We start from the raw sequence: 25,854 nt of genomic DNA, 5'->3' as shown, positions 1-25,854 counted from the left end.
TTCAGGAATGATTGGTCCGCAGCAGTCATCAAAACATTCAAAATGACTGAAATTGAATACCGCGTATATGCACCTGCTCTTTATTCTCTGACCTGACTTTGATGCTAGAGTTTAGTGCATTTTTTACAAAATTAAAGTATTTGCAATGCTATTTTTGAAATATTTTCCCACATGTTGGGAAATAGGCAAATCATGCCGGGCAAGATTTTGTGCAACCCGGCATGAATCCATTCCTTCAAATTACCCGGCCGGCAAAATATTCTGTGGATTGCCATTGGCAAAATCGACGATATTCTGGAAAGCAATACGGAAATACAGTTCATAGCTGCTTTGCTCTACATACCCCAGATGCGGGGTAGCCAGGACATTTTCCCTGTGCAAAAGTGGGTGATCAGGAGCAACAGGCTCACTCTCGAAAACATCAATCGCCGCAAAACCGGGGCAGCCTTCATCGAGTGCGGCTTCCAGTGCGCCTTGCTGCACCAGTTCGGCGCGGCTGGTATTGACGAACAGGGCATCCGGCTTCATCAGCGCCAGGTCAGCCTGGCTGACGATGCCACGGGTCGCGTCATTGAGGCGCAAGTGCATGCTGATGATGTCGCACCCGGCAAAGAATTCTTCCTTCGATGCGGCCACCAGCAAACCATCTGCGGCAGCCTGTGCACGGCTGGGTTCACGCCCCCAGACCATGACCTGCATGCCAAAGGCCTGGGCGTAGCCTGCGATCATCTTGCCTATCTTGCCGTAACCCCAGATACCCAGGGTGCGCTTCTTCAGGACCCGCCCCAACTGGTTATGCGCAGGATTCAGGGAGGAGGTTTGCCAGGCCCCCTCCTGCAAGAGCTGTACATAATTAGTCAGGCGGCGCGATGCTGCCATGATCAGTGCCCAGGTCAGCTCAGCCGGCGCGGTCGGGTCACCTATGCCTTCCAGCACGGTGATGCCAAGCTCAGCCGCGGCTTCCATATCAATATTGCCTGCGACTTTGCCTGTCTGTGAAATCAATTTGAGGTTCGGCAACTTTTGCAGGAGGGCGCGTGTCAGGCGGGTGCGTTCACGTATCAGCACGACAGCGTCAAAAGCCTGCAGGCGTATCGCCAACTGGCCAGTACCCACGGCAGTATTGTTGAAGACCTTGACTTCATGGTCCTTCAACAATTCGAAACAGGTTAATTGCCGGACTACATCCTGGTAATCATCAAGTATGGCTATCTTCATGGGCTTTATCCTTAATTATTATTAACTGAGCTTAAAACAAGGGAAAATCTTTATTCCGGGTTTTATTCAAGTCTGGGTTGAAAAATCTTCACTTTCATAAAACGTAAAACAATGATAATGAAACTGAGGCAAAATTCGCTTCCGGCCAGACTCGCGTGTACAATGTCCGCCTACGTAGCTTTTAGATTCTTCCGCCCCGCGCCATCCTGCCGGGCGCAAGCCAGGAGCCAAGACACCCTCTTGTCTTCGTATTATCCGACAGAACCGCCGCTATGGTGTTCGCCTTGCTTGAGCGCTCCTGCGATCGCATCGCCACAATCTAACGACGATCCTGCCGTGCCGCTACACCGGTTTTTTTATTGAAATGGCATTGGAGGTAGTATCGTGAATCAACCCATCATGAAAGGTGTGGCTGCATTAAACGCACCCGCTTACGTGAAACATCAGAAATTGATCAACTGGATCGCCGAAATGGCGGCTTTGACCAAACCTGACAACATCTATTGGTGTGACGGCTCGCAAGAAGAGTATGACCGTCTGTGCGCACAAATGGTTGCCGCTGGCACCATGAAAAAGCTCAATGAAGCCAAACGCCCGAATAGTTATCTGGCCTGTTCCGATCCTTCGGACGTGGCCCGTGTCGAAGACCGTACTTTTATCTGCTCGGCCAACAAGGAAGATGCAGGCCCGACCAATAACTGGATGGCCCCAGCAGAAATGCGCGCCACCCTGAACCCGCTGTTTGATGGTTGCATGCGTGGCCGCACCATGTATGTCGTGCCTTTCTCCATGGGCCCATTGGGCTCACCCATCGCCCACATAGGCGTGGAATTGTCTGATTCGCCTTACGTTGCTGTCAATATGCGCATCATGACGCGCATGGGCCAGGCTGTGTATGACGTTTTGGGCACGGATGGTGATTTCGTGCCTTGCGTACATACCGTAGGCGCACCATTGGCAGAAGGTCAGGCCGACGTTGCATGGCCTTGCAACAGCACCAAATACATCGTGCATTATCCAGAGACCCGCGAAATCTGGTCTTTTGGTTCCGGTTACGGTGGCAATGCCTTGCTGGGCAAGAAATGCTTCGCGCTGCGTATTGCCTCCACCATGGGACGCGACCAGGGCTGGCTGGCAGAACACATGCTGATCCTGGGCGTTGAATCACCAGAAGGCAAGAAGCATTATGTGGCAGCGGCTTTCCCGTCTGCCTGCGGCAAGACCAATTTCGCTATGCTGATTCCTGCTATCAAAGGCTGGAAAGTCACGACCATTGGTGACGATATCGCCTGGATCAAACCTGGTGCGGATGGCCGTTTGTATGCCATCAACCCTGAAGCCGGTTATTTTGGCGTGGCACCTGGCACCAATACCGCGACCAATTCCAACTGCATGGCATCCCTGACAGCCAACACCATCTTCACCAATGTCGGCCTGACCGATGATGGCGATGTCTGGTGGGAAGGCATGAGCAAGGAAGCCCCAGCGCACCTGATAGACTGGCAAGGCAAGGACTGGACACCAGAAATCGCCAAGGAGACTGGCCGTAAAGCTGCCCATCCGAATGCGCGTTTCACGGTGGCAGCAACACAAAACCCGGTCATCGATGCAGCCTGGGATGATCCGGCTGGCGTGCCTATCTCGGCCTTTATCTTTGGTGGCCGCCGTTCAACGACTGTGCCACTGGTGACAGAAGCCCGTAACTGGGTAGAAGGCGTCTACATGGCTGCGACCATGGGTTCTGAAACCACGGCTGCTGCCGTGGGCCAGCAAGGCGTGGTACGCCGTGATCCTTTCGCCATGTTGCCTTTCATGGGCTACAACATGAGCGACTATTTCCAGCACTGGCTGGACATGGGCAAGAAGATAGAAGCAGCGGGCGCAACACAGCCAGCTATTTTCTGCGTCAACTGGTTCCGTACGGATGAAAGCGGCAAATTTGTCTGGCCAGGTTTTGGCGATAATATGCGCGTGTTGAAATGGATGCTGGAACGCATAGAAGGCCAGGCCAACGGTGTGGAAAACATCTTTGGTGTTACGCCTACCTTTGCCGACCTGAACTGGGAAGGCCTGAACTTCACGCAAGCGCAGTTCGACACCATCACTTCCATTGACAAGGCCGCCTGGGAAGCAGAGTTGAAATTGCACACCGAGTTGTTTGAAAAATTGGCTTACCATTTGCCAGTTGAGCTGGAAGCGACCCGCGTTGCCCTGGAAAAGCGCCTGGCAGCCTGAGTGTCAAGCAGCAAGTAATAACAAAAAACGCGACCAAGGTCGCGTTTTTTGTTTTCTTGCACATGCTGGAAATACGTGATGAACAGGTGTATAAATACCAACTGAGCCTGCCACGCCATGGCGGCCAACATCTCGGATATCTCATGGGCTCATTCAATCCACGCCTGATACTGTTAGTGTTCACAGGCTGCATGCTGGTTTTGCCCGGTCTGGCACAAAGTCGCGCTGAGCGCAGCCTGGATATTTCCTTGCCAGATACCAATCGCCCCAGTACCTCCACCGCCCAGAGAGTCCTGGAAAAGGCTTATGGACAATTGGGGATCAGGGTCAATTTTGTTGCAGTACCGGGTGCGCGGGCCCTGAACATGTGGAACGCAGGAAAACTTGATGCTATTGCAGCCAAGATCATAGACAGCGGTTTGCCAGATTCCATCAAAATCAGTGTACCAATTGCTTTTGAAGAAGTCGTCGTATTTGCCACTAAAAAGAACTTTACTGTCGACGGTTTCGACAGCTTGAAACCCTATATCGTGGGCTATGTCAGCGGCATTACCTATCTGGATGACAGGCTAAAGAATATACCGCAGAGAGAAACTGCTCCGGGTCTGGAATCCCTGTTCAGGAAACTTGAAGCCGGCCGCACCGATGTCGCTGTTGATTCCCGTTTCAGCTTTTGTCTGGTACGCAAACTGGATTTGCATGAGATACGCATACTAGAGCCATCGCTGGAAAAACGCCTGGGTTATCACTTCCTGCATGTCAGGCACCAGCAACTGGTTCCTGCGGTAGAAGCTGTTTTACGCAATATGGAAAAAGACGGCAGCATCAGAAAGATACAGGAAGAAGTCATGCAAGAGTATATGGAGCAATGCACAGGCCTGACCGACGCCAGAAACAAAAAAGCCGCAGGTTGATTAATCTGCGGCTCTTCAATCTTCTATCTCGTGCAACGCCTTACTTAAAGGCAAGCAGTACAATCAACGATGCACTGGCAATAATGCAGGCTTGCGTTTCAAGCCACTTTTTGCCGTAGCCTCGTCAGAAGCCTGCATGATATCACTGGCACTCAGTGCAGATTCGCTGCTGACTGGCTTGCTCAACATGCGCGCCAGCTTGTTGACCAGAGGCTTGCTGATATAGGCAGCCGGAAAAGCGATAGGCCATACAGTCAGCCATGCTTCCATCCAGGCAGCCATGAAATCATGCCCGTAGCCCATCCACATCAGGCGCAGGACTGCGGTTGCTACCAGACTCACCAGACCTGTTGTCAGCATGGTCGGCAACATCGAAGCCAGACTGCGGGAACCAGCTACTGCACGAGGCTGACGTGCTTGGCGCACCTGAGTTTGTGCCACTACAGTGCTCTGGGCTGTTGCGCCAGCTAAAGAATAAGCAGATGAATGTTGCATAATACCAATTACTTATTTAATCGTGCTATGTTTAGCCAGGGGCGCTCAGCCACGTGCAGCCAGGGCACGCAATTCAGCAGCCATGTTAGGCGAGCTGCGGTCCAGGTCATTGGCGATACGGCGGATAGTCAGCATATTGCGCAGGTTGCGTGAAGCTGTTTTTTCTTCACGGGATTGTTTTGGGCTGATCACCAGCAAGGCTGCGCGCAACATGCCCAGCAACATAGGTTTGAACACGATCAGCATGGTGGCGAGGATGCCCAGGCCCAGCAATGGACGGGCAGCGCCAACAACGGCACTGATAGCGATTTGGGAAACTGGCAGTGCACTGGCAACTGGGAAGGCGATATTCAGGAAAGTCATGATTTACTCCACTCTTTAAACTCTTTGTAATGACGACATAATATTGCAGTGCATCATATAATTCTAATTTTGATTTACCATATCAATTATGCTGTTTATGAATAATTGTCAGTAACTCATTGGCAATTTACCAATTGGAGCAAATAACGTGAATTTTCTGACATTGGATTTGAATCTCCTGCGTGTGTTTGATGCTGTCATGATCGAGCAGAACCTGACCCGTGCGGCAGACAAGCTGGCCATGACCCAGCCCGCGGTCTCCAATGCACTGAAACGCCTGCGTCATTCGCTCGGTGATGAGTTATTGATACGTACCGCCTATGGCGTCAAGCCTACGCCACGTGCAGAGATATTGTGGCCAGCGATACGCCAGGCCCTGTCCGCGCTCGAAAGTGCAATTGCCCCGACCAGCTTTGATGTATCACAGGCACAAACCACCTTCAGGATGGCGATGTCAGATGCGACTGCCGCGCTGTGGATGCCTACCCTCGTCAATGTGCTGGAAAAAGAAGCACCGCGCGTCAATGTGCGCATGGTGCCGCTGACCACGCGTGAACCGCGCCCCATGCTCATGCGTGGTGATATTGATATCGCCATCGGCTTCTTCCCTGGCGTCGTGGCCCAGCTCACAGGCGGGCAGGGGGCGGCGAATAGCGCGATACGGCATGAGAGGCTGTATTCCGGCCATTATGTGGTGGTCATGCGGCGTGGTCATCCACTGGCGAATAAAAAACTGACACTCGACGATTATTGCAATGCCAGGCATTTGCTGGTGAGTTTTTCTGGCCGTGCCCACGGCCTCGTCGATGAAGCCCTGGCCCAGATGGGCAGGGAAAGACGCATAGTATTAACAGTCAATCAATTCTTTACCAGTGGACGTGTCGTATCCAACTCGGATCTGCTGACGGTATTGCCACGCCATCTGGTTGCCGCCACCGGCATGACAGGGGGGCTGGTCTGGAAAGAACTACCTTTCGCTATGCCGGATGTGCACGTCGATATGCTGTGGCATGAACGCGATAGCCGCAACCCTGCGCACCAGTGGATACGCGGCAATCTGGTTGATATGACGCACTCGAACCTGATTACCGAGCTGGAACATGAAATAAAACTCGACACCTGAGACCAGATTCAGATAAAACAGCATTATCAATAAGCAAGGATGGAAGAAGAACAGGAATTTGCTTACTATTGTGGCAGCCAGCACACGCGGCTACCAATTCTCTGCCTGAAACCGGCTGGCCCGGCGTCAGGCGGCAAGATGTGCATGAGATTTAAGCTATCAATATGACCGCAGTCCGCAATACTTGCTTACGTTTCCTGTTACTGCTCGCAGTTTGCCTGGGCTGTTGCGCGACGTTTGCACATGCAGCAGTTCTCAGGCTTGATGATGGTAAAAATGAAATTCCCTTGCGCTCTGCCTTCCAGGTATTTGAAGATAAAAGCGCCAGCATGGAAATTGCCGACCTGCTCAAACCATCCAGTAATGCAGAGTTCCGGCCACTGCGCGGCAATTTGAATGTATCGTTTTCCAAATCTGTATTCTGGCTGAAGCTGGATGTGCAAGGCAGCCAGGCCGCTTTGGCGCGGCAATGGCTGATGGAATTGTCACCAGTCATCCTTGATGATATCCGTCTTTACCAGGTCCACCCGGATGGCAGCATGACGGCGCACCGTGCCGGTGACCGCCTGCCTTTTTCCAGCCTGGAACTCAAACATCATTACCCGCTGTTCCAGCTGCAATTGCCGGATACCCGAATACAACATCTGTATCTGCGCCTGCAAAGCAGCAGCGCAGTGTTCCTGCGCGCCAGCCTGTGGGAATCACATGCCTTTGTCGAGCACTCCAGCCAGGTTGCTATGTTCATGGGCATTTATTATGGCGTGCTGCTGGCCATGATCGTATATAACCTGCTGCTGGCCATTTCTTACCGTGATGTAGCGCTGCGCTATTACCTGTTTCTATCTTGCATGTCCTTGCTGGCAGGCATGAGCCTGAACGGCCATGTTGCCATGTACATCCTGCCTGACTGGCCAGAACTGGCGGATATATTACCCGGCTTCCTGTCGCCACTGGTGGTCATGAGCTCTACCATGTTCATCGCCAGCTTTTTGCGCCTGCATGAAAAAATGCCGCGCATTAATAGCCTGTTCGTCTTCACCCAGATTATCTGCGTAGCCGTGTCGCTAGCAGTGCTGGCCGGTTATTACCAGTTGGTCGCTCCACTGATGCAAATAACCGGCTTTGCCCTGATGTTGGTGATCCTGCCTGTGTGCCTGCTGGTGGGTTTGCGCGGTTATCGCCCTGGTTACATCGTCTTGCTGGCATCTGCCACCTGGATCACCGGCCTGTCGCTGGTGGCCTTGCGCAATATGGGCTTGCTGGAGCCTAACTGGGCGACTGAATATGGTTTCCAGTTAGGTTCAGCCATAGAAGCCATTTTGCTGGCCCTGGCCCAGGCCTATCACATCAGCCTGATGAAGAAAGAACACGCCCAGACCCAGGCAAAGCTGCTGGAGATATCTCAACGTACTGAACAAGAGCTTGATGCCAAGGTCAGGCAGCGCACTGCCGAACTCGACGAGGCGGTTGCCAGCCTGCAAAAACTCGACAAGGACAAGAATGATTTCCTCGGCATTGCCGCCCATGATTTGAAAAATCCGCTGACCAGCATCATAGGCATGAGCGACTTGCTGCGCAAACTGCAGCAAAACATGCCGGAAGACCAGCGCCAGCATTATCTGGAGCGCATCAGCAACAGCGGCCAGCGCATGATGCGCATCATCAGCAATTTGCTGGATGTGAATGCCCTCGATTCTGGCCACCTGCATCTGAAGCTGCAAAGCCTGGACTTGTCGAGCATATTGCAGGACGTGGCTCAGCAATATACCGAAATGCTCAAGGCCAAGGACTTGCAGGTCATACTGGATATACAGGAAGGTGTCATGGTCAGGGCAGACTTTGATGCCTGTGTACAAATCATTGATAACCTGTTGTCAAATGCCGTCAAATATTCACCGCTGGGCAAGCGTATCTGGCTCAATGTCAGCAGTACAGCAGAATTTGGTGTGTTCCAGGTCAGGGATGAAGGGCCGGGCTTGTCTGCGGCAGACCAGCAACACCTGTTTGAAAAATTCACCAAATTGTCGAGCCTGCCAACGGCAGGAGAACATTCCAGCGGCCTGGGCTTGTCCATCGTCAAAAAGCTTAGTGAAGCCTGCGGCGGTAAGGTCGATTGCGAAAGCGTGGCTGGGCATGGTTGCAACTTCCTGGTGGAATTGCCGCTGGCGGCATAAACATATCGCCAGCGCATGAATGGCTTACAATCACAGACATTCCAAGTACCCAACAAGATAAAACATGTTCACAGGCATAGTACAGGGCATAGCCCGCATAGCAGCACTGAATGACAAGACCGGTTTGCGCACTTATCAGCTGGAATTCCCTGGCGGTTTTTGCAAAGACCTGGAAATCGGTGCCAGCGTCGCCGTCGATGGCGTTTGCCTGACCGTGACCGCCCTGCATGGCGACAATGCCGCAGAATTTGATGTCATGCAGCAAAGCCTGGCGATTACCACGCTGGGTGAATATGCACAGGATGGCCGCGTCAATGTAGAACGCGCCGCCAAGGATGGTGCCGAGATCGGTGGCCACCCCTTGTCTGGTCATATCGACTTCAAAGCCCATATCGCACAGATACGCGAGCTGGAAAACAATTACGTGATACGCATCGCCGTTCCACCAGAATGGCTGCGCTATATCTTCGCCAAAGGCTATATCGCCATCAATGGTGCCAGCCTGACGATAGCCGAGGTCAACCGCCAGGAAGGCTGGTTTGAAGTATGGCTGATCCCGGAAACCCTGCGCATGACCGTCTTTGCTGAGAAAAAAACCGGTGCCAGCCTGAACATAGAAATTGAACGAACCACCCAAGTCGTGGTCGATACAGTACGCAACATGCTGGCAGAAACCCTGGGGCCACTGATGCCAGCGCTGGAAAGCCTGCTGGCACAGCAAGGCAAGGACCTCGGACAAATCCTGCAAAGCCAGGTGCCACCGCCCAAATAAGCAGTATCTGCGCTTGCTTCAGCCACAAACATCAAAAAGGACCGCCATGCACATTGAAGGAACCGAGCAAGCCAGCGCAGCAGCCACGAGCATACTGAACAATATCCGGCTATGGCAGGATGCCACCGCTGCCGGGGATGTGGATAAGTTGCTCGATTTGATGGATGAAGAAGTGGTCTTCCTGGTGGCAGGCCATCCGCCGATGAAGGGCCGCGAGCAATTTGCCCAGAACCTGCGCAATATCTTGCAGACACATCACATCGCTTCCAGCTCCCAGATACAGGAAATTGTCGTGCAGGCTGATCTTGCCTATACCTGGTCTTACCTGCGAGTCGAAATCATCCCGAAACAGGCTGGTCCACAGATGCGACGTGCCGGAAACGTGCTGAGTATCTGGCGCTTGCAGGCAGATGGCAAATGGCGTATCAGCCGTGATGCAAATTTGCTGACGCTGGAAACCCAGAATGAGTCTTAAGCGTGAGTATGAGCAAGCCTTTTAACTCATTGCTCCACAGGATATTCACAGGCATGTCCACAAGCTTATCTACATACTTATGCACCGCTTTTCTGGGCTTGTCCACAGCCTTATGTACAAGCTTATCCACACATGCCTATGCACAAAACACACAAAACGCTCAAAACATAGATGCCCCGAATGTTGTCCCGATCACCGCACAACTGACCACCTCAGGCCAGCCCACTGCCAAAGCGCTGGAAAGCTTGTCTGCGCAAGGCTATGAAGCTGTCATCTACCTGGCCCCGCCGCATGTCTCTGATGCCGTGCGTGAAGAAAACATCATCGTCGGTCGCCAGAACATGTTGTTTGTGAATATCCCCATCGTTTTCAACAAGCCAGCCGTCAGCGACTACGAAACCTTTGCCGCCATACTGCAGGGCCTGGGAAATAAAAAGGTGCTGGTGCACTGCCAGGTGAACATGCGTGCATCCACCATGGTCTTTCTGTACCGCGTGGTGGTCGGCAAGGAAGACCCGTCCATTGCCTATGAATCAGTCAGCAAGGTCTGGACACCGAGCGGGCCATGGAAGCAACTGATGCTTGATGTTCTGCAAAAGCACAAGATCAGTTTTGAGCCGTATTGAAAGCAGGGCATACCCTGCTTTCACACATTAAACACTGGTTAATAAGGCTTTGCCACGACCACGCTGACTGGTACATCGACAGTTTCCAGTGCGTCATACATCGTGATGTCCAACTTGCCAGAGCTGACAGGGCCTGGGAAGGTCCATTGGGTCTGCACCCGCACGCCATCGGTTTCTCCTTGTCTTGAGAGTGCTCCACGCTGTCCGGTGAGTGTGCTGCCATCAGCCTTGGTGATCTTGATTGCCGAAATACGCTCTAAAGCCTCGCCGCCGCTCAACGTGAAAGAATTGGCATCAAGTACGGCAACGCTGATCTGACCTATGCCCAATTCAGGTCTGCTGCCCACTTTCGCTTCAAATTTCGCGGTTTTTCGGACTTCTGAAATCGCGACCTGAACCTTGACACTGCCACTGAACCGGATACCAGCGACAGGTTTATCAGGCAAACGGGAAACACTGACGGAGATCAGGGTTTTCTTCCTATCCTCACTCACTTTGCGAAAGCTGGACACCTCGGCAGGTCCAAGTTCAACGGTAGATTTATCTGACAAGATAGCTATAGCACTGACTTTTGAATCATTGCTAAAAAAAGGCATGTCTGTAATCAGCCGGTTCTTGAACGTTGCAATGAGATGGGTCTCCACCTTTTCCTGTGCATTCATGCTCCCCATAGGAACCAGGTTTTTTTCACGTCCAGGTGGTGCCTCAAGAAAACTGGCACCTATTTGTTTGACACTTACGGCAGCTTGTTCTGCGTATGCGGAGGTATTCAACAGAAACAGACTGGTCACGACAAGTTTGCATATCTTATTCATTAGTATCGCTTTATTGGATTTTAATTTCTTCGTGCAGGTTTTTATATGGACCGGTGAGCTCAAACAATCGGTAAATCAAGAATGTGTTTGCCAGCTACATACTTTAGTTGGCTATGTTCTCATACGTCAAGACAGTAATATGCGTTTTGCTGCGTAGTTTGCGCATAGTTTGTGCTTCAGGCGCAGGGCTTATTTCTTATACAGGTACAGCATTGTAGAAATGGACAACAGCAATATCGCAAAAAAGAGATCGTGTGGTCAGTTGGAGTCAGCCTGCACGCGCCTTGCTTATTTCCATACCGGTTTTGATGCTCTTCCTGATCGTCTTGACCGTTGTCATGGTCGGTATCGTCGTACTCGCTGGTTTTGCCGGACAGGGTAGATATGACAGCAATCCCGCCAATACAGCATTCTCTAACTCTGCATTTGTATATGCCAAAGTGTTCGGTCTCATTGCTTTCCTTAGAGGCTGTTGCAAAATCAAGATGGCTAGGCGCAACAACGCCAGGTTAATTTTGCAACAGCCTCTTATTATCATCCTTCCTAGCAATTCTTACTTAACCGCCCCATAAGAAACTTTGTTGCATTTACCCCCACGGAAGAAATCGTAACACCGGAAGATATCGTAACAAGTGAAATTATTGACAATGCCCATGTCATAATCATTGTGCAAAATTTAGGCAATCCATCCAGATAATCAGGGAAGCACCATGCAAAGCAAATCGTTCAAAATGGCGATGTTGTTCGCCTTATTCATTGCCATCATAGGCGGCGCATACTGGTACAAGAACAAAAGCCCGGGCTCACCTGATGCTGTTGGCGCACTGGAAATCAAGGATGATCCGAATGCGCCGCTGACCCTGGTCGATGCGGCAGACCGTGGCCTTGATGGTGCGCCAGCACTGGCGCTGACTTTCAGTATTCCTCTCGACAGCAGCAAGACTTATGAAAAGTATTTGCAGGTATTCGAGATGCCGCCCTCGGCTGCTGATCTGAAAAAAGCCGAAACCAATAACAACGATGAAGATAATGGCTATGACGATGATGGCCAGTCCAAAAAAGGCAAGGTCAGCACAGTCAGCACCAAAGCAGAAGACACTGATAGCAAGGGCGGCAAGCCGGTAACCGGTGCCTGGGTGGTTGGTGAAAACCCGCGCCTTTTGTACTTCCCGCATATTAAGCCACAGACCCGCTATGTCGTCCAGGTGCAGACCGGCCTGCCTGCTCGCAATGGCAAGACACTAGGCAGTGAAGCACGCTATTCGATCGTCTCGGCGCCAGTTTCTCCTTCGTATTATTTCGCCAGTAATGGCATGGTCTTGCCTGCTAAACAGAATGGCGGTTTGCCTGTTGTTACTGTGAACGTGCCGGAAGTCGATGTGCAATTCCTGCGTGTCAAAAATGACCAGTTGCCACGCTTCCTTGACAGCGTCATCAATGGCAAACCGAAAAAAGCCGATGCCGCAAAAACCGATAGTGAGGAAGGCGAAGCTGGCGAGGACTACAACTATGACTACAGGCGCAGCAGTCTGAAAGGCGCTGTCCAGGTTTACCAGCTCGATGAATTGCGCAAGATGTCAGAGAGCGTGTATCTGGGCCGCTTCATGACCGAGCAAAAAGCCAACAAGCGCAGTGTCACTTATATCTCGGTAGAAGATATCAAAGAACTCAAGGACCCCGGCGTGTATGTCGCCGTCATGAGCCAGCCTGGCCGTTTCCGCTATGAATACCAGACCACGTATTTCTATGTGTCCGACCTGGGCCTGCATACGCGTTTGTATGACAAATCAGCTGATGCCTTTGTCAGTTCTCTGACTGATGGCAAGGCCGTCGCTGGTGTTGAAGTATCCTGGATGGATGAAGCGGGCAAAGTACTGGCCAAGGCCGATACCGATGGTGATGGTCATGTGGTTTTTGCCGAACAGCCAAAAACTGCCAAGGTCTTGATGGCACGCAAGGGGGAGCAGATTTCAGTACTGGCGCTGAAGGAACCTGCGCTCGATTTGTCAGAGTACGATATCACTGGCTCGCCTTACAAGGCAACGCGCCTGTTTGCCTATTCCGGGCGCAATCTGTATCGCCCAGGCGAGCAATTCGATGTGTCTGTGCTGGCACGTGATGCCGATGGCCGCGCCGTGCCTGCCAAGGCCATACAGGCCAGACTGAAACGCCCGGATGGCAAAGACCAGTTCACCGCGACTTGGCGGCCAGACCAGCGCTTTGGTGGTTACCTCGTCAAGCGCCTGGAATTACCAGCTGATGCTCCTACCGGTTTCTGGACCCTGGAATTGCGCGCTGACCCGGCTGACAAGGTGCCGGGCACGGTGTTCCGCTTCGGTGTCGAAGAATTCCTGCCAGAACGCATGAAGCTCGATCTGTCCAGCAAGCTGGCGACGCTGGCGGCTGACAGTGACTACAGTGTTGATGTGGTCGGCAGCTACCTGTACGGCGCACCGGCAGCTGGTAACCGCTTGTTGGGCGTGGCACAGTTTGAACGCAATAAGAATCCGCTGGCCAAGCAATACCCCGGTTTTGAATTTGGCGATGTCACTGAAAACGAAGCCAAGACCCGTACGGAACTGGAAGAAAGCAAGCTTGATGATGAAGGCAAGGCATCCGTCGATGTTGATCTCTCACCCATCGCCAAACGTCGCTCCCCCTTCACAGTACGCACTACCCTGAGCCTGCTGGAAAGTGGTGGCCGCCCAGTCGTGCGCAGCATGGAACGCGTAGTCTGGCCAGCCCCCGTGCTGGTGGGCCTGCGCCCCATGTTCACTGGTGAATATGCGCCTGAAGGCAGCCCTGTGGAATTTGAAGTTATACGCTCGGACAAGGATGGCAAATTGCAGGCATCACCGACTTTGCCAGTACGTCTGTTCCGTGAAGACCGCAATTACTACTGGCGCTTTGAAGACCAGCGCGGCTGGCAGTCTGGCTTTACTGAAACCGATGAACTGGTAGAAACCAGTGCTGTTGCCGTGCCCGCCAATGGTCGTGGCAAATTGCGCCTGCCGGTGCGCTATGGACGTTATCGCCTCGAAGTGCTGGACCCGGATACCAAGATGCAGGCCGTGTACCGCTTCTATGTGGGCTGGAGCGCCCGCACAGATGAAAGCCAGGGCGTGCGCCCTGACAAAGTCGCTATGAAGCTCGATAAGCCTGTCTATAAAGATGGAGACACCGCCCGTCTGACATTCACCCCGCCACACAAAGGCGAAGCCCTGATCACGGTAGAAGGCGACAAGACCCTGTGGATAAAACGCATGGCTGTCGGTGCCGATGCTACGACTATCGATATCCCGCTCAACAAGGACTGGAAACGCCACGACCTGTATGTCTCTGCCGTGGTTCTGCGCCCTGGCAATGAAGGTGACAAGGTGACACCGGCGCGTGCACTGGGTGTCGCGCACATCCCGCTGGACAGGGCAGACCGCAAATTTGCCGTGACCATGGAAGCACCAGTCAAAGTGCTGCCTGACAGCACCGTCAAGGTAAAAATCAAGGTGCCAGAAGCCAAGGGCCAAAAAACCATGGTGACCTTGTCAGCAGTGGATGTGGGCATTTTGAATATCACCAAGTTTGTCTCTCCTGATCCACATGCATTCTTCTTTGCCAAATTGCGTTATGGCCCGGACCAGCATGATATCTATGGCCGTCTCATAGAAAAAATGCAGGGTCAGAAAGGCAAGCTGAAATTTGGTGGTGATAACACACCCAAAGCCACAAAGAGCTTGCCGAAGAAGGTCAAACTCATCGACATCTTCAGCGGCCCTGTACAACTCAATGAGCAGGGTGAGGCCGAGATACCATTGGCCATCCCCGACTTTAACGGCACTTTGCGCCTGATGGCTGTGGTGGCTGGTAGTGAGCGCTTTGGTGCCAAGGATGCCGAGATGACAGTTGCAGCGCCGCTGATAGCGGAGTTGGCGACGCCACGCTTCCTGTCTTTTGGTGACACCGCCATCGTCGCGCTGGATTTGCATAATCTGTCGGGTGCAGGACAAAACCTGAAAGTCAGCATCAATGGTGGCGAAGCCTTGAAACTGACAGAAGCTGAACGCAGTCTCAGCCTCAAAGACCAGCAAAAACAAACTTTGCGCTTCCCTATCGAAGCCAAGCCTGTGCCAGGTCTACATACCATTACTGTCAACATCAGCGGCTCTGGTATCAAGATGGAGCGCAGCTTTGCCCTGACCGTGCAGGCGCCAACGCCACAGACCCAGATCACCAAACGCTTTACCGTAAAAGCCGGTGAATCGCTGGATATCAAGGAAGCTGATCTGGCAGGCTTGCACAAGGCATCGCTGCTGGCGCACATGGTGGTATCGAACAAGGCACCGATCGATATCCGCGCTGCCATCCAGGGTTTGCTAACTTACCCCTACGGCTGTGCCGAGCAAACCACCAGTACTGCTTACCCGCATGTATTCATCGATGAAGAAGGCGCCAAACGCTTTGGGCTCAAGCCTTATACACGCGAGCAAAGAGTGGAAATGCTGGACAAAGCCATCGCCCGCCTGGCCACCATGCAGGCACCCAATGGCGGCTTCAGCCTGTGGGGCAATGTGTCGGAGTACGAATACTGGCTGTCTGCCTATGTCACCGGCTTTTTGGTGGATGCACGAGAACAGGGTTTTGGTGTGCCAGATGCGATGTATAACAAGGCACTGGATTTCCTCCTGCGCGGTTTGCAGGACGGGGTAGCACGCATGCCTGCGAGTCCAAAACCGATAGCCGCCACCACGACTGGCACCAGTAACCTGTGGGAAGAAAACCGTGTGCGTGACAATAGCCACTTCGGTGTACTTGCAGCAGGTGCCTATGTACTGTCACGCCAGAACAAGGCGCCGCTGGCCACACTGCGCCAGATGCATGATGCCCGTGGCAATGCACAATCTGGCCTGGCCCTGATACAACTGGGCATCGCCTTGAAGCAAATGGGTGACAAGGCGCGCAGCGATGTCGCGCTGACCGAAGGTGTCAAGAAAGGCCGTGACAATGGTTACTGGTGGTATGACTATGGCAGTAACCTGCGTGACGCTGCCCTGTCTTACGCCTTGCTGGATCGCCATCAGATCAAGCTCGATGGTCGCGATAACCTGATCGGTGTCATCGCCAATGAAATGGAAAAACATCGCTACTACAGCACACAGGAAAAACTCGCCCTGTTCCTGGTAGGCCGTACTTACAGCACGGGTGAAACAACACCATGGACAGGCACTTTGGCGATTGCTGGCAAGACCGATGAATTGTCAGCCAAGGCCACGCTGTTCCGTGAATTGCAGGCCAGTGAATTGTCATCCGGTGTCAAACTGAGCAATAACAGCAAGGACAATCTGTATGTGGAATTGTCGATGAACGGCAACCCGGTCAAACTGCCACCTGCGAAAAGCGACGTCATAGAACTGAGCCGCAAGATGTATGCACCAGATGGCACTGAAATTGGCAACCGAGCCTTGAAAGTAGGCGAAACCATCATCATGCGAATCACAGCCCGCAGCCGCAACGCCATGGGCACAGGCATGATCGTCGACCGTATCCCGGCTGGCCTGGAAATAGAGAACACCAATATCGTCCAGGGTGAACAGATGGGTGTGGTCACGATAGATAAACTGAACCCTGCCGAAGCCATGCAAGACCCACATATCAAGCATGTCGAGTTCCGCGATGACAGGTTTGTAGCAGCTGTGCGCATGGACTGGAATGTGCTGAACCTGTTCTACCGCGTGCGGGTAGTGACCCCAGGTAAATTCGTCATACCGCCGCTGTATGCAGAAGATATGTACAGGCCAGATTTGTATGGGCAAACGGGGGGGACGGATGTGTTGACTGTGGTGGAGAGTGGGAAGTAGGGTTTATTGTGTGGGTTGGTTGCATCGTAGGTTGGGCTACGCTTCATCAGCCCAACGCTCAGCCTCTGAATAACGTAGTTGTTTATTAAAGCCTGATTTAAAACCTCTCACCACAGAGACTCGAAGTAACAGAGGAAAAACTGAGCAAGACGTGAGAGGTTTTCTGATGAACTGCAATCGTAAATTAGTCATTCCTGCAGAGACAGGAGACCACCGGGCTGGCGCACCAGCGACGTTCGTCCTATGCTTGAGTCATTATTAAAAAGATTGCCCTTCGTAGATACAAGCCGGGTCTCGGCCCGGCAGCCGAAATCCTTTCTTTGCTTCGCCAAAGAAAGGATTCAAAGAAAGGCGACCGCAGACTCGCTCCCTTCGGGAGTACCCGTTTATGTGCTGCAAAAAATGGGAAGTGTCCGAAACTCGCTACGCTCAAACAACGGACACTTCTTTTTCCATTTTCTGCAGCACACAAACGGCTTCGTCCCGAGCGGATTAAAGTCAAAAACAGAGTCAACAGCAACACCAAAAACAAGATCAATTTGACCAACATCCACATTGCTCCACTTGCCGTTTATTTGAATTTTCCACATCTGAGATTAATAAGAAAATTTCCGCCGAATGACGCTCAATCTCAAGAAGTACACCAACTTCACTTCCCTGCGTAAAGTGCTGCTCACTCATAAAAAGAAATGCGCAGCAATCATCATCGTCGCACTGACTTTCATCATCGCCGACCTCTGTTTCCCCCTGCCCAAACCCGGTCGCGATTCCCCCTACGCCATGGTAGTCCTGGCCCGCGACGGCACGCCTTTACGCGCCTTCCCTGACAAAGACCACATCTGGCGTCACGCCATCAGCCTGCAGGAAGTCTCGCCCTATTATGTCGATGCATTGACGCAGTATGAAGACCGGGCATTCTGGTGGCACCCTGGGGTCAACCCGCTGGCATTGATGCGGGCGGCGTGGCAGTGGCTGCACAATGGCAAGATCGTATCTGGTGGCTCCACCATCACCATGCAGGTGGCACGCATCATAGACCCCACCCCGCATACCGTGCGCGGCAAGCTCAAGCAGATAGCCCGTGCGCTGCAACTCGAAGCGCATTATTCAAAGAAAGAAATACTGACCCTGTACCTCAACTATGCCCCCATGGGTGGTGTGCTTGAAGGTGTGGAAGCCGCCAGTCGCGCCTATCTCGGCAAGCCTGCCAGTCGTTTGACACATGCCGAGGCAGCACTGCTGACGGTGCTACCGCAATTGCCCTCGGTCTTGCGGCCAGACCGTTATCCACAGCGTGCGCAAGTAGCGCGTGACAAGGTGATACGTCGCATGGATGGCAACTGGAGCAAGGACATCATTGCCGATGCGCTGACCGAACCTGTGATCGCCCAGGTCGTGCGTGAACCCTTGCTAGCACCCTTGCTGGCGCTGCGCATGAAGCAGCAAGCAAAGCGCACCAAGAGCCAGCAAACCGTGATCCAGACCACGGTTGATACGGCAATCCAGCAAACGCTGGAGACCCTGCTGGCCGACCGCATACGGCAACTGCCGCCACATGTGTCGATGGCTGCGATGGTGATGGACAATGCCACTTTTGAAGTGCTGGGTTATGCCGGTTCGGCAGACTTCAGTGACCGTGAGCGTTTCAGCGACGTTGATATGGTGCGGGCGGCGCGTTCGCCAGGTTCAGCCCTGAAACCCTTCCTGTATGCATTTGCACTCGATGAAGGTTTGATCCATTCAGAGTCTTTATTGTCCGATACACCGCAATCTTTTTCTGGCTACCAGCCTGGCAATTTCCAGCAAAATTTCAGCGGCCCGGTCAGTGTGTCTGAAGCACTCGTAAAATCCCTGAATGTGCCCGCGGTTGAAGTGCTGGAACAACTGGGTTCGTCCAACTTTGTCTCCATGCTCAGACGCGGTGGTTTGAAGCTGGAATTCCCACGTGGCGCGACACCCAACCTCAGCGTCATCCTCGGTGGCGCAGGCGCCAAGCTCGAAGACATGGTCGGTGCCTATTCTTCCCTCGCACGCAAGGGCATGGCCGCCGTACCGCGTATGACGCCAACAGCGCCGCGTAAGGAACAAAGGATGATGAGTGAAGGTGCCGCCTTCATCGTGCGCGACATACTGGAAACCGGCGGGCCGGTGGCGCGTGCCGTTGAAGGCAACGGCAGCTACCGTGGCATCGCCTGGAAGACCGGCACCAGCTTTGGTTTCCGCGATGCCTGGGCAGTCGGCGTCAGCAAGCGCTATACCATAGGCGTCTGGGTAGGACGGCCAGATGGTACACCCAATCCCGGCTTCTTTGGCGCGAACGTGGCAGCGCCTTTGCTGGTGGATATTTTCACCGCCATACCCGATGGCCGCAACACCAGCCCGGATGTGCCGCCAGCCACGGTAAGCCAGGAAAAAATCTGCTGGCCGTTGGGTACACGCGCCAGCGAGCAAGTAGAAATACTTTGTCCGCTACAACGCACTGCCTGGGTTTTGAACGGCGCAGCCCCCCCAAGCTTTGCCGACCGTCTGAAAACCGCCTCGCCGATTTTCACTTACTTTGTCGATAGCCAGAGCGGCTTGCGGGTAGCCCCAGAATGCAGCAAACGCCCCATGGATAAATTGCAGGCGGCACGCTGGCCATCCGCCCTCGAACCCTGGCTGGATGCAGGCCTGCGCAAGGTCGCCCTGCCACCAGCCTGGGCGGCAGAATGTGCAACTATCTACAATGCCGATGAAAGCATCAAGATAGTCGGCCTCAGCGATGGCGAAATCCTACACAGAGCCAGTGGTAAGGAAGTACCCAAAGCCAGGCTGGAAATCCGTGGCTCGCAGGCAGAAGTCAGCTGGATGGTGAATGGCCATCTTGTATCGAGCAAGCTGGCGAACCAGTCGCAGATCATAGAATTCCCTGAAGCGGGGCGCTACGATATTACTGCCTTTGATGCCTATGGGCGCTATGACAGAATAAGCGTGAGCGTAACAAAGTAAAGCTATGTAAAGAAGCGGCTATCTTCACTTTTCCTCCATAGTTTTTGCTTAAGATCTATCCTGTTATCAACAACATAGAAAGCAGTGCTTACGTAAAAATGTCCCAGCAAGGCGCAGCGACGAAGACAGTACTTTAGTACGGCTAGGAGCTGCAACGCAGTTGGGGCGGTTTTACGTGAGCACTGGAAAGGAAACAGGATGAAAAACTTACTAAACCTGGCCCGAGCCAGTATCTTCATGGCGGCATTAGGTGCCAGCCTGTTCGTCCATGCCCAGCCACCTGGCGGTGACCAGAAAAGGCCGCCTGAAGCAGGCAAGGACGACAGGCCACCGCGTGAACCACCACCACAAGCCTATGAAGATTGCAAAGGCAAGAAAGAAGGTGCCGTAGTGCAAATCACCACACCGCGCGAAGGCAAGATTTCTGCGACTTGCACCAATTCACCCAAGGGCCTGTTTGCCAAACCAGAAAGGCCACCACGTACTCCAGAAGGCAAAGAAAATAATCCGCAAGCAAAGAAATAATTTGTCACAACAAGTCTTCTTTCTTTACATGTCTGACCCCGTCAGGGCAGGTTTGCCAGAGCAGAATTTCTACATTGGCAAATCTGCAGCCATGCTGAAAGAAAACCATGAGTGAAGAGCAATTAATTACCGTTTTTATTCCCGCCCTGATTGCCCTGCTGGTGCATGCAGAAGATAGCAAAGGTGAGCCCCTGACGCGTGCGGAAGTGCTGAACATACGCGATTACGCGAATGTCATGATGATGGAAAAACCCCATGCAGATGCACTCGACGAATCTCGCGGCTACGACGACATAAACCCGGAAAACTGCTGGTATGACTGGCAGATGTGCAGAAGAAAAATGGGCCGCCAGCCCGAGCTTGACCCCGGTGCCAGGATCAGCATGAGCAATACCGATGACGCGGACATGCAGCAAGCCTTTGCCCAGGCACAACTATCCCTGCCGCAATTCCGTCAACTGATCTACAGCAACACTGCAAGAGAATATCACCCCCTGGTCAAGACCAAATTTACATTGGCCGATGGCAATATCTTTGTATGGCTATTGGTGGTCGAAAGTAATATAGAAGGTTTTCTGGCAGAATTATTTGAGTTACCACCAGCCTTGGCTAACTATGAAATAGGCGACAGCTTCCAGATCACCAACGACGCCGTTGTTGACTGGATGATCAACCACGATGGCAAGCTACACGGCGGTTACACCATACGCGCCCAAAGGGCGACACTGGATGCCAAAGAGCAGGCGAAGCTTGATGAGCATCTGGGGGTCAGGGATTATTTGTGGATAGTTTTTTGTAGGAGCGGCTTTAGCCGCGAACAACCAATTCAGCTAGCCCGAAATTAATACCAGACTTGTTAAAATCATGCGTGCGAATACGTAAACTATTCAAACTAGAACCCGCTTGGAAATTTAAGAAAACAAAAGACGATAACAGTGTCAATTGCCCGGCTCATCTAATATGCCACCACTCATTGTAGTCATGATTCTTCCTGGCAAAAATAGCTTGGTTAGTTTCCCGTTAAGCAGATAGTATTCAGTGTCAGCTAGTATTTGATCCCGTTGCCCCACAAAGCGTGTCGCTTCATCTATTTTGGTATTTTCATTCTCTAACCTAAATTCAGCAAAGCTCTCCGAATCCAGGTCTTGCACAGTTACCTTGTCGAAGGCTTGTTCGTAATCTTTCATGAGTAGGCAATTTAAGAGAAAACCAGCTATGCTTTCATGCACAATACCGTATCTCTCTCCCATGTCATACGTAAAAATTTTCCCTGACATGTGTTCTATGCAAAATGACTCGCCGATGAAGTCAGATCCAAAGTACGTGTATCCATCTGGTAAGGCCATATCAGGATGGTTTTCTAAGTAAACTCTCGCAAATTGTTTAAACTCAAAATCGCCCCCGTAATTCTTAAAGATTTTTATTCGCCCATTACTCTCACTTGCGAAATTCATCAAAAAGTGCAGATGGTCATCGCGCAAGAAAATATTGTGCTCTTTTACGAACTGCCGAATTTCTGACTCGGCAACGAGTACATTGTCTTTCACATATGGGGTCAGAAAATTTATCAATCTGTTTAAAATTGTCATTTGAGATCTTTTGGTATTTTTTGCTTAATGTAAGCTTATCTAGGCTAAAAATTTGAAAGTCTTCTTACAATCATGCATGCGAACACGCGAGCTATCACAACTACCTTGCTCAAGCCGTTGTATGGCGCATATCAATACCTATCAAGCCCGCGTAAGTGCGTTTAGTGTAACGTAATCGCACGCACGTCCAGCCTCAAAATAATGCAGGTTTTCTTGAAGCCATGGTGCTCAAACGTAAGACGCAAGCTGCACTTACGTGCACCAGTGACACTTACTTGCTCATCAATCTGTCGTACAGAACGCTGGCAAAATCCTTGCCCGTATCTACAAACATATGGACGAAAATTTCCTCGCCCTTGATCTGATAGATGACTCTAGTTTGTCCTACCAGGCGCTGGCGATAATGGACAAGGCCAAGCGCTTCAATTTCTTCAGGGACAAAACCGGCAAGGGGCATATCGGCGATCTGCAGTAGCAGTTTTTTAAAATCTGCTTCAACAGTCATCCACACTTTATCGCCAAATTTTCTCTTCACATACCCACGTATTTCACGATAGTCGTCTTTGGCATAAGCAAGGACTTTGACTTTGTGACTCATTGCTGATCTTCCTTCTCCATCTCAGCAAAAAATTCGTCAGCGTCTTGAAACTTGCCTTCTTCAATTTGCTTATTACCAAGAGCGAGGATTTTCAGCAAAGCCATGGTCTCTTGCTGTTTTTGATAGCTGTCGATGCCCATGACAACCATTTTCGCTTCCCCATTCTGGGTGATGATCAGAGGATCACCATGGTTCTCACTAAAATCCCTGGCGATCTCAGCGGCGTTTGCTTTCAAGTAGGAAATGGGTTTGATTTGTTCGGAAAGCTTCATGATCGCTCCAGATGAATAATGGACAAGAAGTCCAATTATAGTCCAAATATGGTCTATGTTCTTCTTTAAGAATCATGCGTGCGAATGCGCAAGCTAATCGCATCTACGTGAATCAGCCTGTGGATAACGCAGATAGTAATTATCAAACTCACCCACTTCACGTAAAACAAAGCTATGCCGAAGATAAAAACGGTTGGCATCACTATCACGCAAGACACCAACATGGATGATCTTTCCGAGTTCGTCGGCTTCTGCCAGTACTAGTTCAATGACCGCACTGCCGAGACCGCGTTGCTGAAAATCTGGATGCAGGTAAAAGTGGTCAAGCAAGAGATCCTTGTCCTGCGGACGCAGTACTAAAAAGCCTGCCAGCATTCCATCCAATTTGATGAGCCTGGTGTATTCGGTTGAAAAATTTTGCAGCAGGCGCTGCCGTGCTCTTTTTGCATCAAAGCGACCTATGCGTTCAAGACTGGGGCGCATGGCGAGGACGCGCAGTTCAGCCAATTGCGCGGCATCATTGAGCGTGCAAGCTTCAAGTTTTAAATTCATATCATGAACAATTTTGTGTCAGCAATTTCGCCATGTGGATAAACGCATTTTTGCCCACTTTAGGCACATCCCATTTGCCATCCACAGGCACGCGGCTCTGGTGGGCGATGACCATATCCAGCCTGGGGATAAGCAGCAAGTATTGCCCATGCAAACCCCAGGCCATGTAGGCTCCTTGCAACGGTGAATCTGCAGGCTCTTCGAGCACCCACCACATATAACCATAAGCGACATGGCGTGCTGCTTTGCTGGCCGGGTGCATGTCGGATGAAGGTGTATAAACACTGGTGGTCGGTCGCATCCAGTCTGCTGGTATCAACTGCCCGCCATTCCAGTTACCTTCATGCAGGGCGAGCAGGCCTATGCGGGCCATGTCCCTGGTGGATAAAAGGAAATGATAAGGCAGGTGCATGGATTTGCTGCGGTCGCCCCACTTCTTTTGAGCGCTCAGCTTAAAGTCCTGGAATTGCAAAGTTTGTGCGATGTCTTCGTCAAACAGTTGATAAACACTTTTTTGGGTAGCGTTTTCCAGTGCAGTGCCGGCTGCATTGAAGTCCCAGTTGTTGTACAGAAAATAGCTGCCCGGTGTTTGCGTGCCGCGTGCAGGTGCCTTGGCGAGATCATCGCCGCTATTGGCTGCGACATGGAAAACGCCCGAGCGTGCGGTCAGCAGGTCGCGCAGTCTGGCTTGTTTTTCTGTGGGCAAAAGGCCACCGACATCATCAATCTTTGCGGCCTCCAGAGTCTGGTCGAGATTGATAGTGCCATTGGCGACGTATTTACCATACAGCATGGACAGGATGCTTTTGCGTTGTGACTCTATGATGCCCGGTACTTCCACAGGACCACGGTTGTACAGGATGCGGCCATCCTTGATGGCGAGCAGGGCTGTAGTAGCCTGTTTTTGTACATAGCCATCAAGCTCGGCCTGGCCCTGTTTGCATTGCGCACTTGTCGCGGCAACGCTGTCCCATTCAGCTCCTGGAAAAACTGTGGCGGCATTGCCTGTCAGCGCAACCGTCATCAGCATCGTAGCAAGTAATTTGATTTTGTAAGTAAGCATGGATAGCCTTTCGCATCAGCATAGTACTACTTGACCAAAATCTAATCACTTGGTTCCAGATTCCTCTATTGCGGGTATTCCATAAACGTACTGACCAATGCCCTGGTCGCGAGGCCATAAGTCTTGCCTATTTCCAGCAAGGCTTTATCTATCGCCAGTGCCGGGGCGATGTCAGTGAGCCAGTTTTGCTCTCTTTTCATCTTGTCCAAAACAGCTGCATCTGCCACGGCATCCGGCAGCAGTTGCAGACCATAACGCGACTTCACAGCCTGCATACTGCTGGCATAGGTTTTGACTTGTGAGCGGTAGGTGCGCGACCAGGCATCGGCATACAGGGCCAGGGCAATGTCATTGATACCGGCGCTCAGGGGCAGGGCGATTTCTTCATGTGACCAGAAACGCAGCCTGTTGCCTGCGATGGTGGTGACATGGGCGAGACTCATTTTGAATTGCTGGCTGTCATGTGTGGATAAGTAATCTTTTATCCCCAGCTCATTGGCCAGTGCAGTGGCGCGCTCGTGACCTGCAATAGAAGCGACCAGGGCCAGTGACGCGGGCAGAGATGCGGTCACGCCTGTCGTGGTGATGATCTTGCCGTCGGCGAGGTAACGCTGGTCGCGCACCCAGGTTGTATTTGGAAATTGTTTTTGCAGGCCATCCATGGAATACCAGAAACCCACGGCACGGCGCTGTTCCAGCAAACCCGCATGCGCCAAAACCCAGACGCCGTCACAGATACCAACGATGGTGGCACCTTTGGCGGCCTGTGCCCTGACCCAGTTTTGCAACACTGCGGCCTGCACATTGTGCAGGGCCGGGACGATGACATAGTCCGCCCCTTGTGGATAAGTCTGGTCAAATTCTGCCATCGTCGTTTCTGCCTGCATCTTGAGTGCAGGGTAGAGATTGACCACGCCGCTGCCGGTTGCCACGGACAAGACTTGCGCCGCACCTGAGGCCTTGAGCACGGCATAGGGCACGACAAAATCGGTGAGCTCGGTCATTTCATTGTCGGCGACCACGGCGACGACAGGCTGCGTGCGGCCAAAACGTGGCTGATAGTCAGGTAAAGGCGTGGGCAAGGTATCAGCACTGGCCAGGGCAAGGCTCAAGGTCAGGAACAGGAAGAGCAGGATTTTTGTTTTCATCAGTACACCGGGGATTTATCCACAGGCACACTATAATCATCAATATCTTGGCCGCAG

22 protein-coding genes are annotated in these 25,854 nt (G+C 52.1%); 11 read left to right on the top strand and 11 right to left on the bottom strand.

Annotated elements, in window-relative coordinates:
• Nucleotides 1-240: 240 nt before the first annotated feature.
• Nucleotides 241-1,218: a D-2-hydroxyacid dehydrogenase family protein gene (locus tag UNDKW_RS28075; protein ID WP_162061458.1), complete on the bottom strand. Its 978-nt coding sequence runs from the start codon at nucleotides 1,216-1,218 to the stop codon at nucleotides 241-243.
• 384 nt (nucleotides 1,219-1,602) lie between these two features.
• On the opposite strand from UNDKW_RS28075, the gene UNDKW_RS28070 reads away from it, so the two are divergent.
• Both UNDKW_RS28070 and UNDKW_RS28065 read left to right on the top strand, forming a co-directional pair.
• Nucleotides 1,603-3,453 (top strand): phosphoenolpyruvate carboxykinase (GTP), encoded by a 1,851-nt coding sequence (locus UNDKW_RS28070; protein WP_162061457.1) that lies wholly within the window; start codon nucleotides 1,603-1,605, stop codon nucleotides 3,451-3,453.
• Nucleotides 3,454-3,515: 62 nt separating this feature from the next.
• Nucleotides 3,516-4,367 (top strand): ABC transporter substrate-binding protein, encoded by an 852-nt coding sequence (locus UNDKW_RS28065; RefSeq protein ID WP_162061456.1) that lies wholly within the window; start codon nucleotides 3,516-3,518, stop codon nucleotides 4,365-4,367.
• Between the two features lie 63 nt (nucleotides 4,368-4,430).
• On the opposite strand, the gene UNDKW_RS28060 is transcribed toward UNDKW_RS28065, so the two are convergent.
• The gene (locus UNDKW_RS28060) at nucleotides 4,431-4,862 is read right to left on the bottom strand and encodes a DUF2798 domain-containing protein (protein WP_162061455.1); all 432 of its coding nucleotides are present in this window, start codon (nucleotides 4,860-4,862) and stop codon (nucleotides 4,431-4,433) included.
• A gap of 45 nt (nucleotides 4,863-4,907) precedes the next feature.
• Entirely contained in the window at nucleotides 4,908-5,225 is a 318-nt protein-coding gene (locus UNDKW_RS28055; protein ID WP_162061454.1) for a hypothetical protein, read from the bottom strand.
• Between the two features lie 148 nt (nucleotides 5,226-5,373).
• Here UNDKW_RS28055 and UNDKW_RS28050 point away from each other — a divergent pair, with 148 nt between their 5' ends.
• The 5 genes from UNDKW_RS28050 (at nucleotide 5,374) to UNDKW_RS28030 (ending at nucleotide 10,395) form a co-directional block, all read left to right on the top strand.
• A complete protein-coding gene (locus tag UNDKW_RS28050) occupies nucleotides 5,374-6,348 on the top strand; it encodes a LysR family transcriptional regulator (protein WP_162044085.1) in 975 nt (324 codons plus the stop codon).
• Between the two features lie 164 nt (nucleotides 6,349-6,512).
• Nucleotides 6,513-8,522: a sensor histidine kinase gene (locus UNDKW_RS28045; protein WP_162061453.1), complete on the top strand. Its 2,010-nt coding sequence runs from the start codon at nucleotides 6,513-6,515 to the stop codon at nucleotides 8,520-8,522.
• A 64-nt stretch (nucleotides 8,523-8,586) separates the two neighbouring features.
• Nucleotides 8,587-9,294 carry a riboflavin synthase subunit alpha gene (locus UNDKW_RS28040; protein WP_162061452.1) on the top strand — a complete coding sequence of 236 codons (708 nt, stop codon included), beginning with the start codon at nucleotides 8,587-8,589 and terminating at the stop codon, nucleotides 9,292-9,294.
• Nucleotides 9,295-9,340: 46 nt separating this feature from the next.
• Nucleotides 9,341-9,769 (top strand): SgcJ/EcaC family oxidoreductase, encoded by a 429-nt coding sequence (locus UNDKW_RS28035; protein WP_162061451.1) that lies wholly within the window; start codon nucleotides 9,341-9,343, stop codon nucleotides 9,767-9,769.
• Between the two features lie 53 nt (nucleotides 9,770-9,822).
• Nucleotides 9,823-10,395 carry a protein tyrosine phosphatase family protein gene (locus UNDKW_RS28030; RefSeq protein WP_162061450.1) on the top strand — a complete coding sequence of 191 codons (573 nt, stop codon included), beginning with the start codon at nucleotides 9,823-9,825 and terminating at the stop codon, nucleotides 10,393-10,395.
• 38 nt (nucleotides 10,396-10,433) lie between these two features.
• Here the strand turns inward: UNDKW_RS28030 and UNDKW_RS28025 are convergent, their stop codons facing one another.
• Both UNDKW_RS28025 and UNDKW_RS28020 read right to left on the bottom strand, forming a co-directional pair.
• Nucleotides 10,434-11,210 carry a hypothetical protein gene (locus tag UNDKW_RS28025; RefSeq protein ID WP_162061449.1) on the bottom strand — a complete coding sequence of 259 codons (777 nt, stop codon included), beginning with the start codon at nucleotides 11,208-11,210 and terminating at the stop codon, nucleotides 10,434-10,436.
• A 268-nt stretch (nucleotides 11,211-11,478) separates the two neighbouring features.
• Nucleotides 11,479-11,664 carry a hypothetical protein gene (locus tag UNDKW_RS28020; protein WP_162061448.1) on the bottom strand — a complete coding sequence of 62 codons (186 nt, stop codon included), beginning with the start codon at nucleotides 11,662-11,664 and terminating at the stop codon, nucleotides 11,479-11,481.
• 256 nt (nucleotides 11,665-11,920) lie between these two features.
• Between UNDKW_RS28020 and UNDKW_RS28015 the strand changes: the two genes are divergently transcribed.
• The 4 genes from UNDKW_RS28015 to UNDKW_RS28000 all read left to right on the top strand — a co-directional run bounded on the left by UNDKW_RS28015 (nucleotide 11,921) and on the right by UNDKW_RS28000 (nucleotide 21,420).
• The gene (locus UNDKW_RS28015; protein WP_197893035.1) at nucleotides 11,921-17,062 is read left to right on the top strand and encodes an alpha-2-macroglobulin; all 5,142 of its coding nucleotides are present in this window, start codon (nucleotides 11,921-11,923) and stop codon (nucleotides 17,060-17,062) included.
• 618 nt (nucleotides 17,063-17,680) lie between these two features.
• Entirely contained in the window at nucleotides 17,681-20,050 is a 2,370-nt protein-coding gene (gene pbpC / locus UNDKW_RS28010) for a penicillin-binding protein 1C (protein ID WP_162061447.1), read from the top strand.
• A gap of 198 nt (nucleotides 20,051-20,248) precedes the next feature.
• Nucleotides 20,249-20,575, top strand: coding sequence for a hypothetical protein (locus tag UNDKW_RS28005; RefSeq protein ID WP_162061446.1), 327 nt, complete (start codon nucleotides 20,249-20,251; stop codon nucleotides 20,573-20,575).
• Between the two features lie 107 nt (nucleotides 20,576-20,682).
• Complete coding sequence (locus UNDKW_RS28000; protein ID WP_162061445.1) at nucleotides 20,683-21,420, top strand: DUF2314 domain-containing protein; 738 nt, start codon at nucleotides 20,683-20,685, stop codon at nucleotides 21,418-21,420.
• Between the two features lie 93 nt (nucleotides 21,421-21,513).
• Here the strand turns inward: UNDKW_RS28000 and UNDKW_RS27995 are convergent, their stop codons facing one another.
• The 6 genes from UNDKW_RS27995 to UNDKW_RS27970 form a co-directional block, all read right to left on the bottom strand.
• Nucleotides 21,514-22,164 (bottom strand): hypothetical protein, encoded by a 651-nt coding sequence (locus tag UNDKW_RS27995; RefSeq protein ID WP_162061444.1) that lies wholly within the window; start codon nucleotides 22,162-22,164, stop codon nucleotides 21,514-21,516.
• Nucleotides 22,165-22,435: 271 nt separating this feature from the next.
• Nucleotides 22,436-22,762 (bottom strand): type II toxin-antitoxin system RelE/ParE family toxin, encoded by a 327-nt coding sequence (locus UNDKW_RS27990; RefSeq protein WP_162061443.1) that lies wholly within the window; start codon nucleotides 22,760-22,762, stop codon nucleotides 22,436-22,438.
• The gene (locus UNDKW_RS27985; protein ID WP_162061442.1) at nucleotides 22,759-23,034 is read right to left on the bottom strand and encodes a type II toxin-antitoxin system Phd/YefM family antitoxin; all 276 of its coding nucleotides are present in this window, start codon (nucleotides 23,032-23,034) and stop codon (nucleotides 22,759-22,761) included. The genes UNDKW_RS27990 and UNDKW_RS27985 overlap by 4 nt, the downstream gene beginning before the upstream one ends.
• 93 nt (nucleotides 23,035-23,127) lie before the next feature.
• Nucleotides 23,128-23,586 (bottom strand): N-acetyltransferase, encoded by a 459-nt coding sequence (locus UNDKW_RS27980; RefSeq protein WP_162061441.1) that lies wholly within the window; start codon nucleotides 23,584-23,586, stop codon nucleotides 23,128-23,130.
• 1 nt (nucleotide 23,587) lies between these two features.
• Nucleotides 23,588-24,649, bottom strand: coding sequence for a serine hydrolase (locus UNDKW_RS27975; RefSeq protein ID WP_162061440.1), 1,062 nt, complete (start codon nucleotides 24,647-24,649; stop codon nucleotides 23,588-23,590).
• 65 nt (nucleotides 24,650-24,714) lie between these two features.
• Nucleotides 24,715-25,797 (bottom strand): DJ-1/PfpI family protein, encoded by a 1,083-nt coding sequence (locus UNDKW_RS27970; protein ID WP_162061439.1) that lies wholly within the window; start codon nucleotides 25,795-25,797, stop codon nucleotides 24,715-24,717.
• Nucleotides 25,798-25,854: the final 57 nt, after the last annotated feature.

This window comes from Undibacterium sp. KW1, assembly GCF_009937955.1.
Lineage (GTDB): Bacteria > Pseudomonadota > Gammaproteobacteria > Burkholderiales > Burkholderiaceae_D > Undibacterium.
Note: the sequence above shows the minus strand (reverse complement) of the source record. Positions and strands in the feature narration are given on the sequence as shown.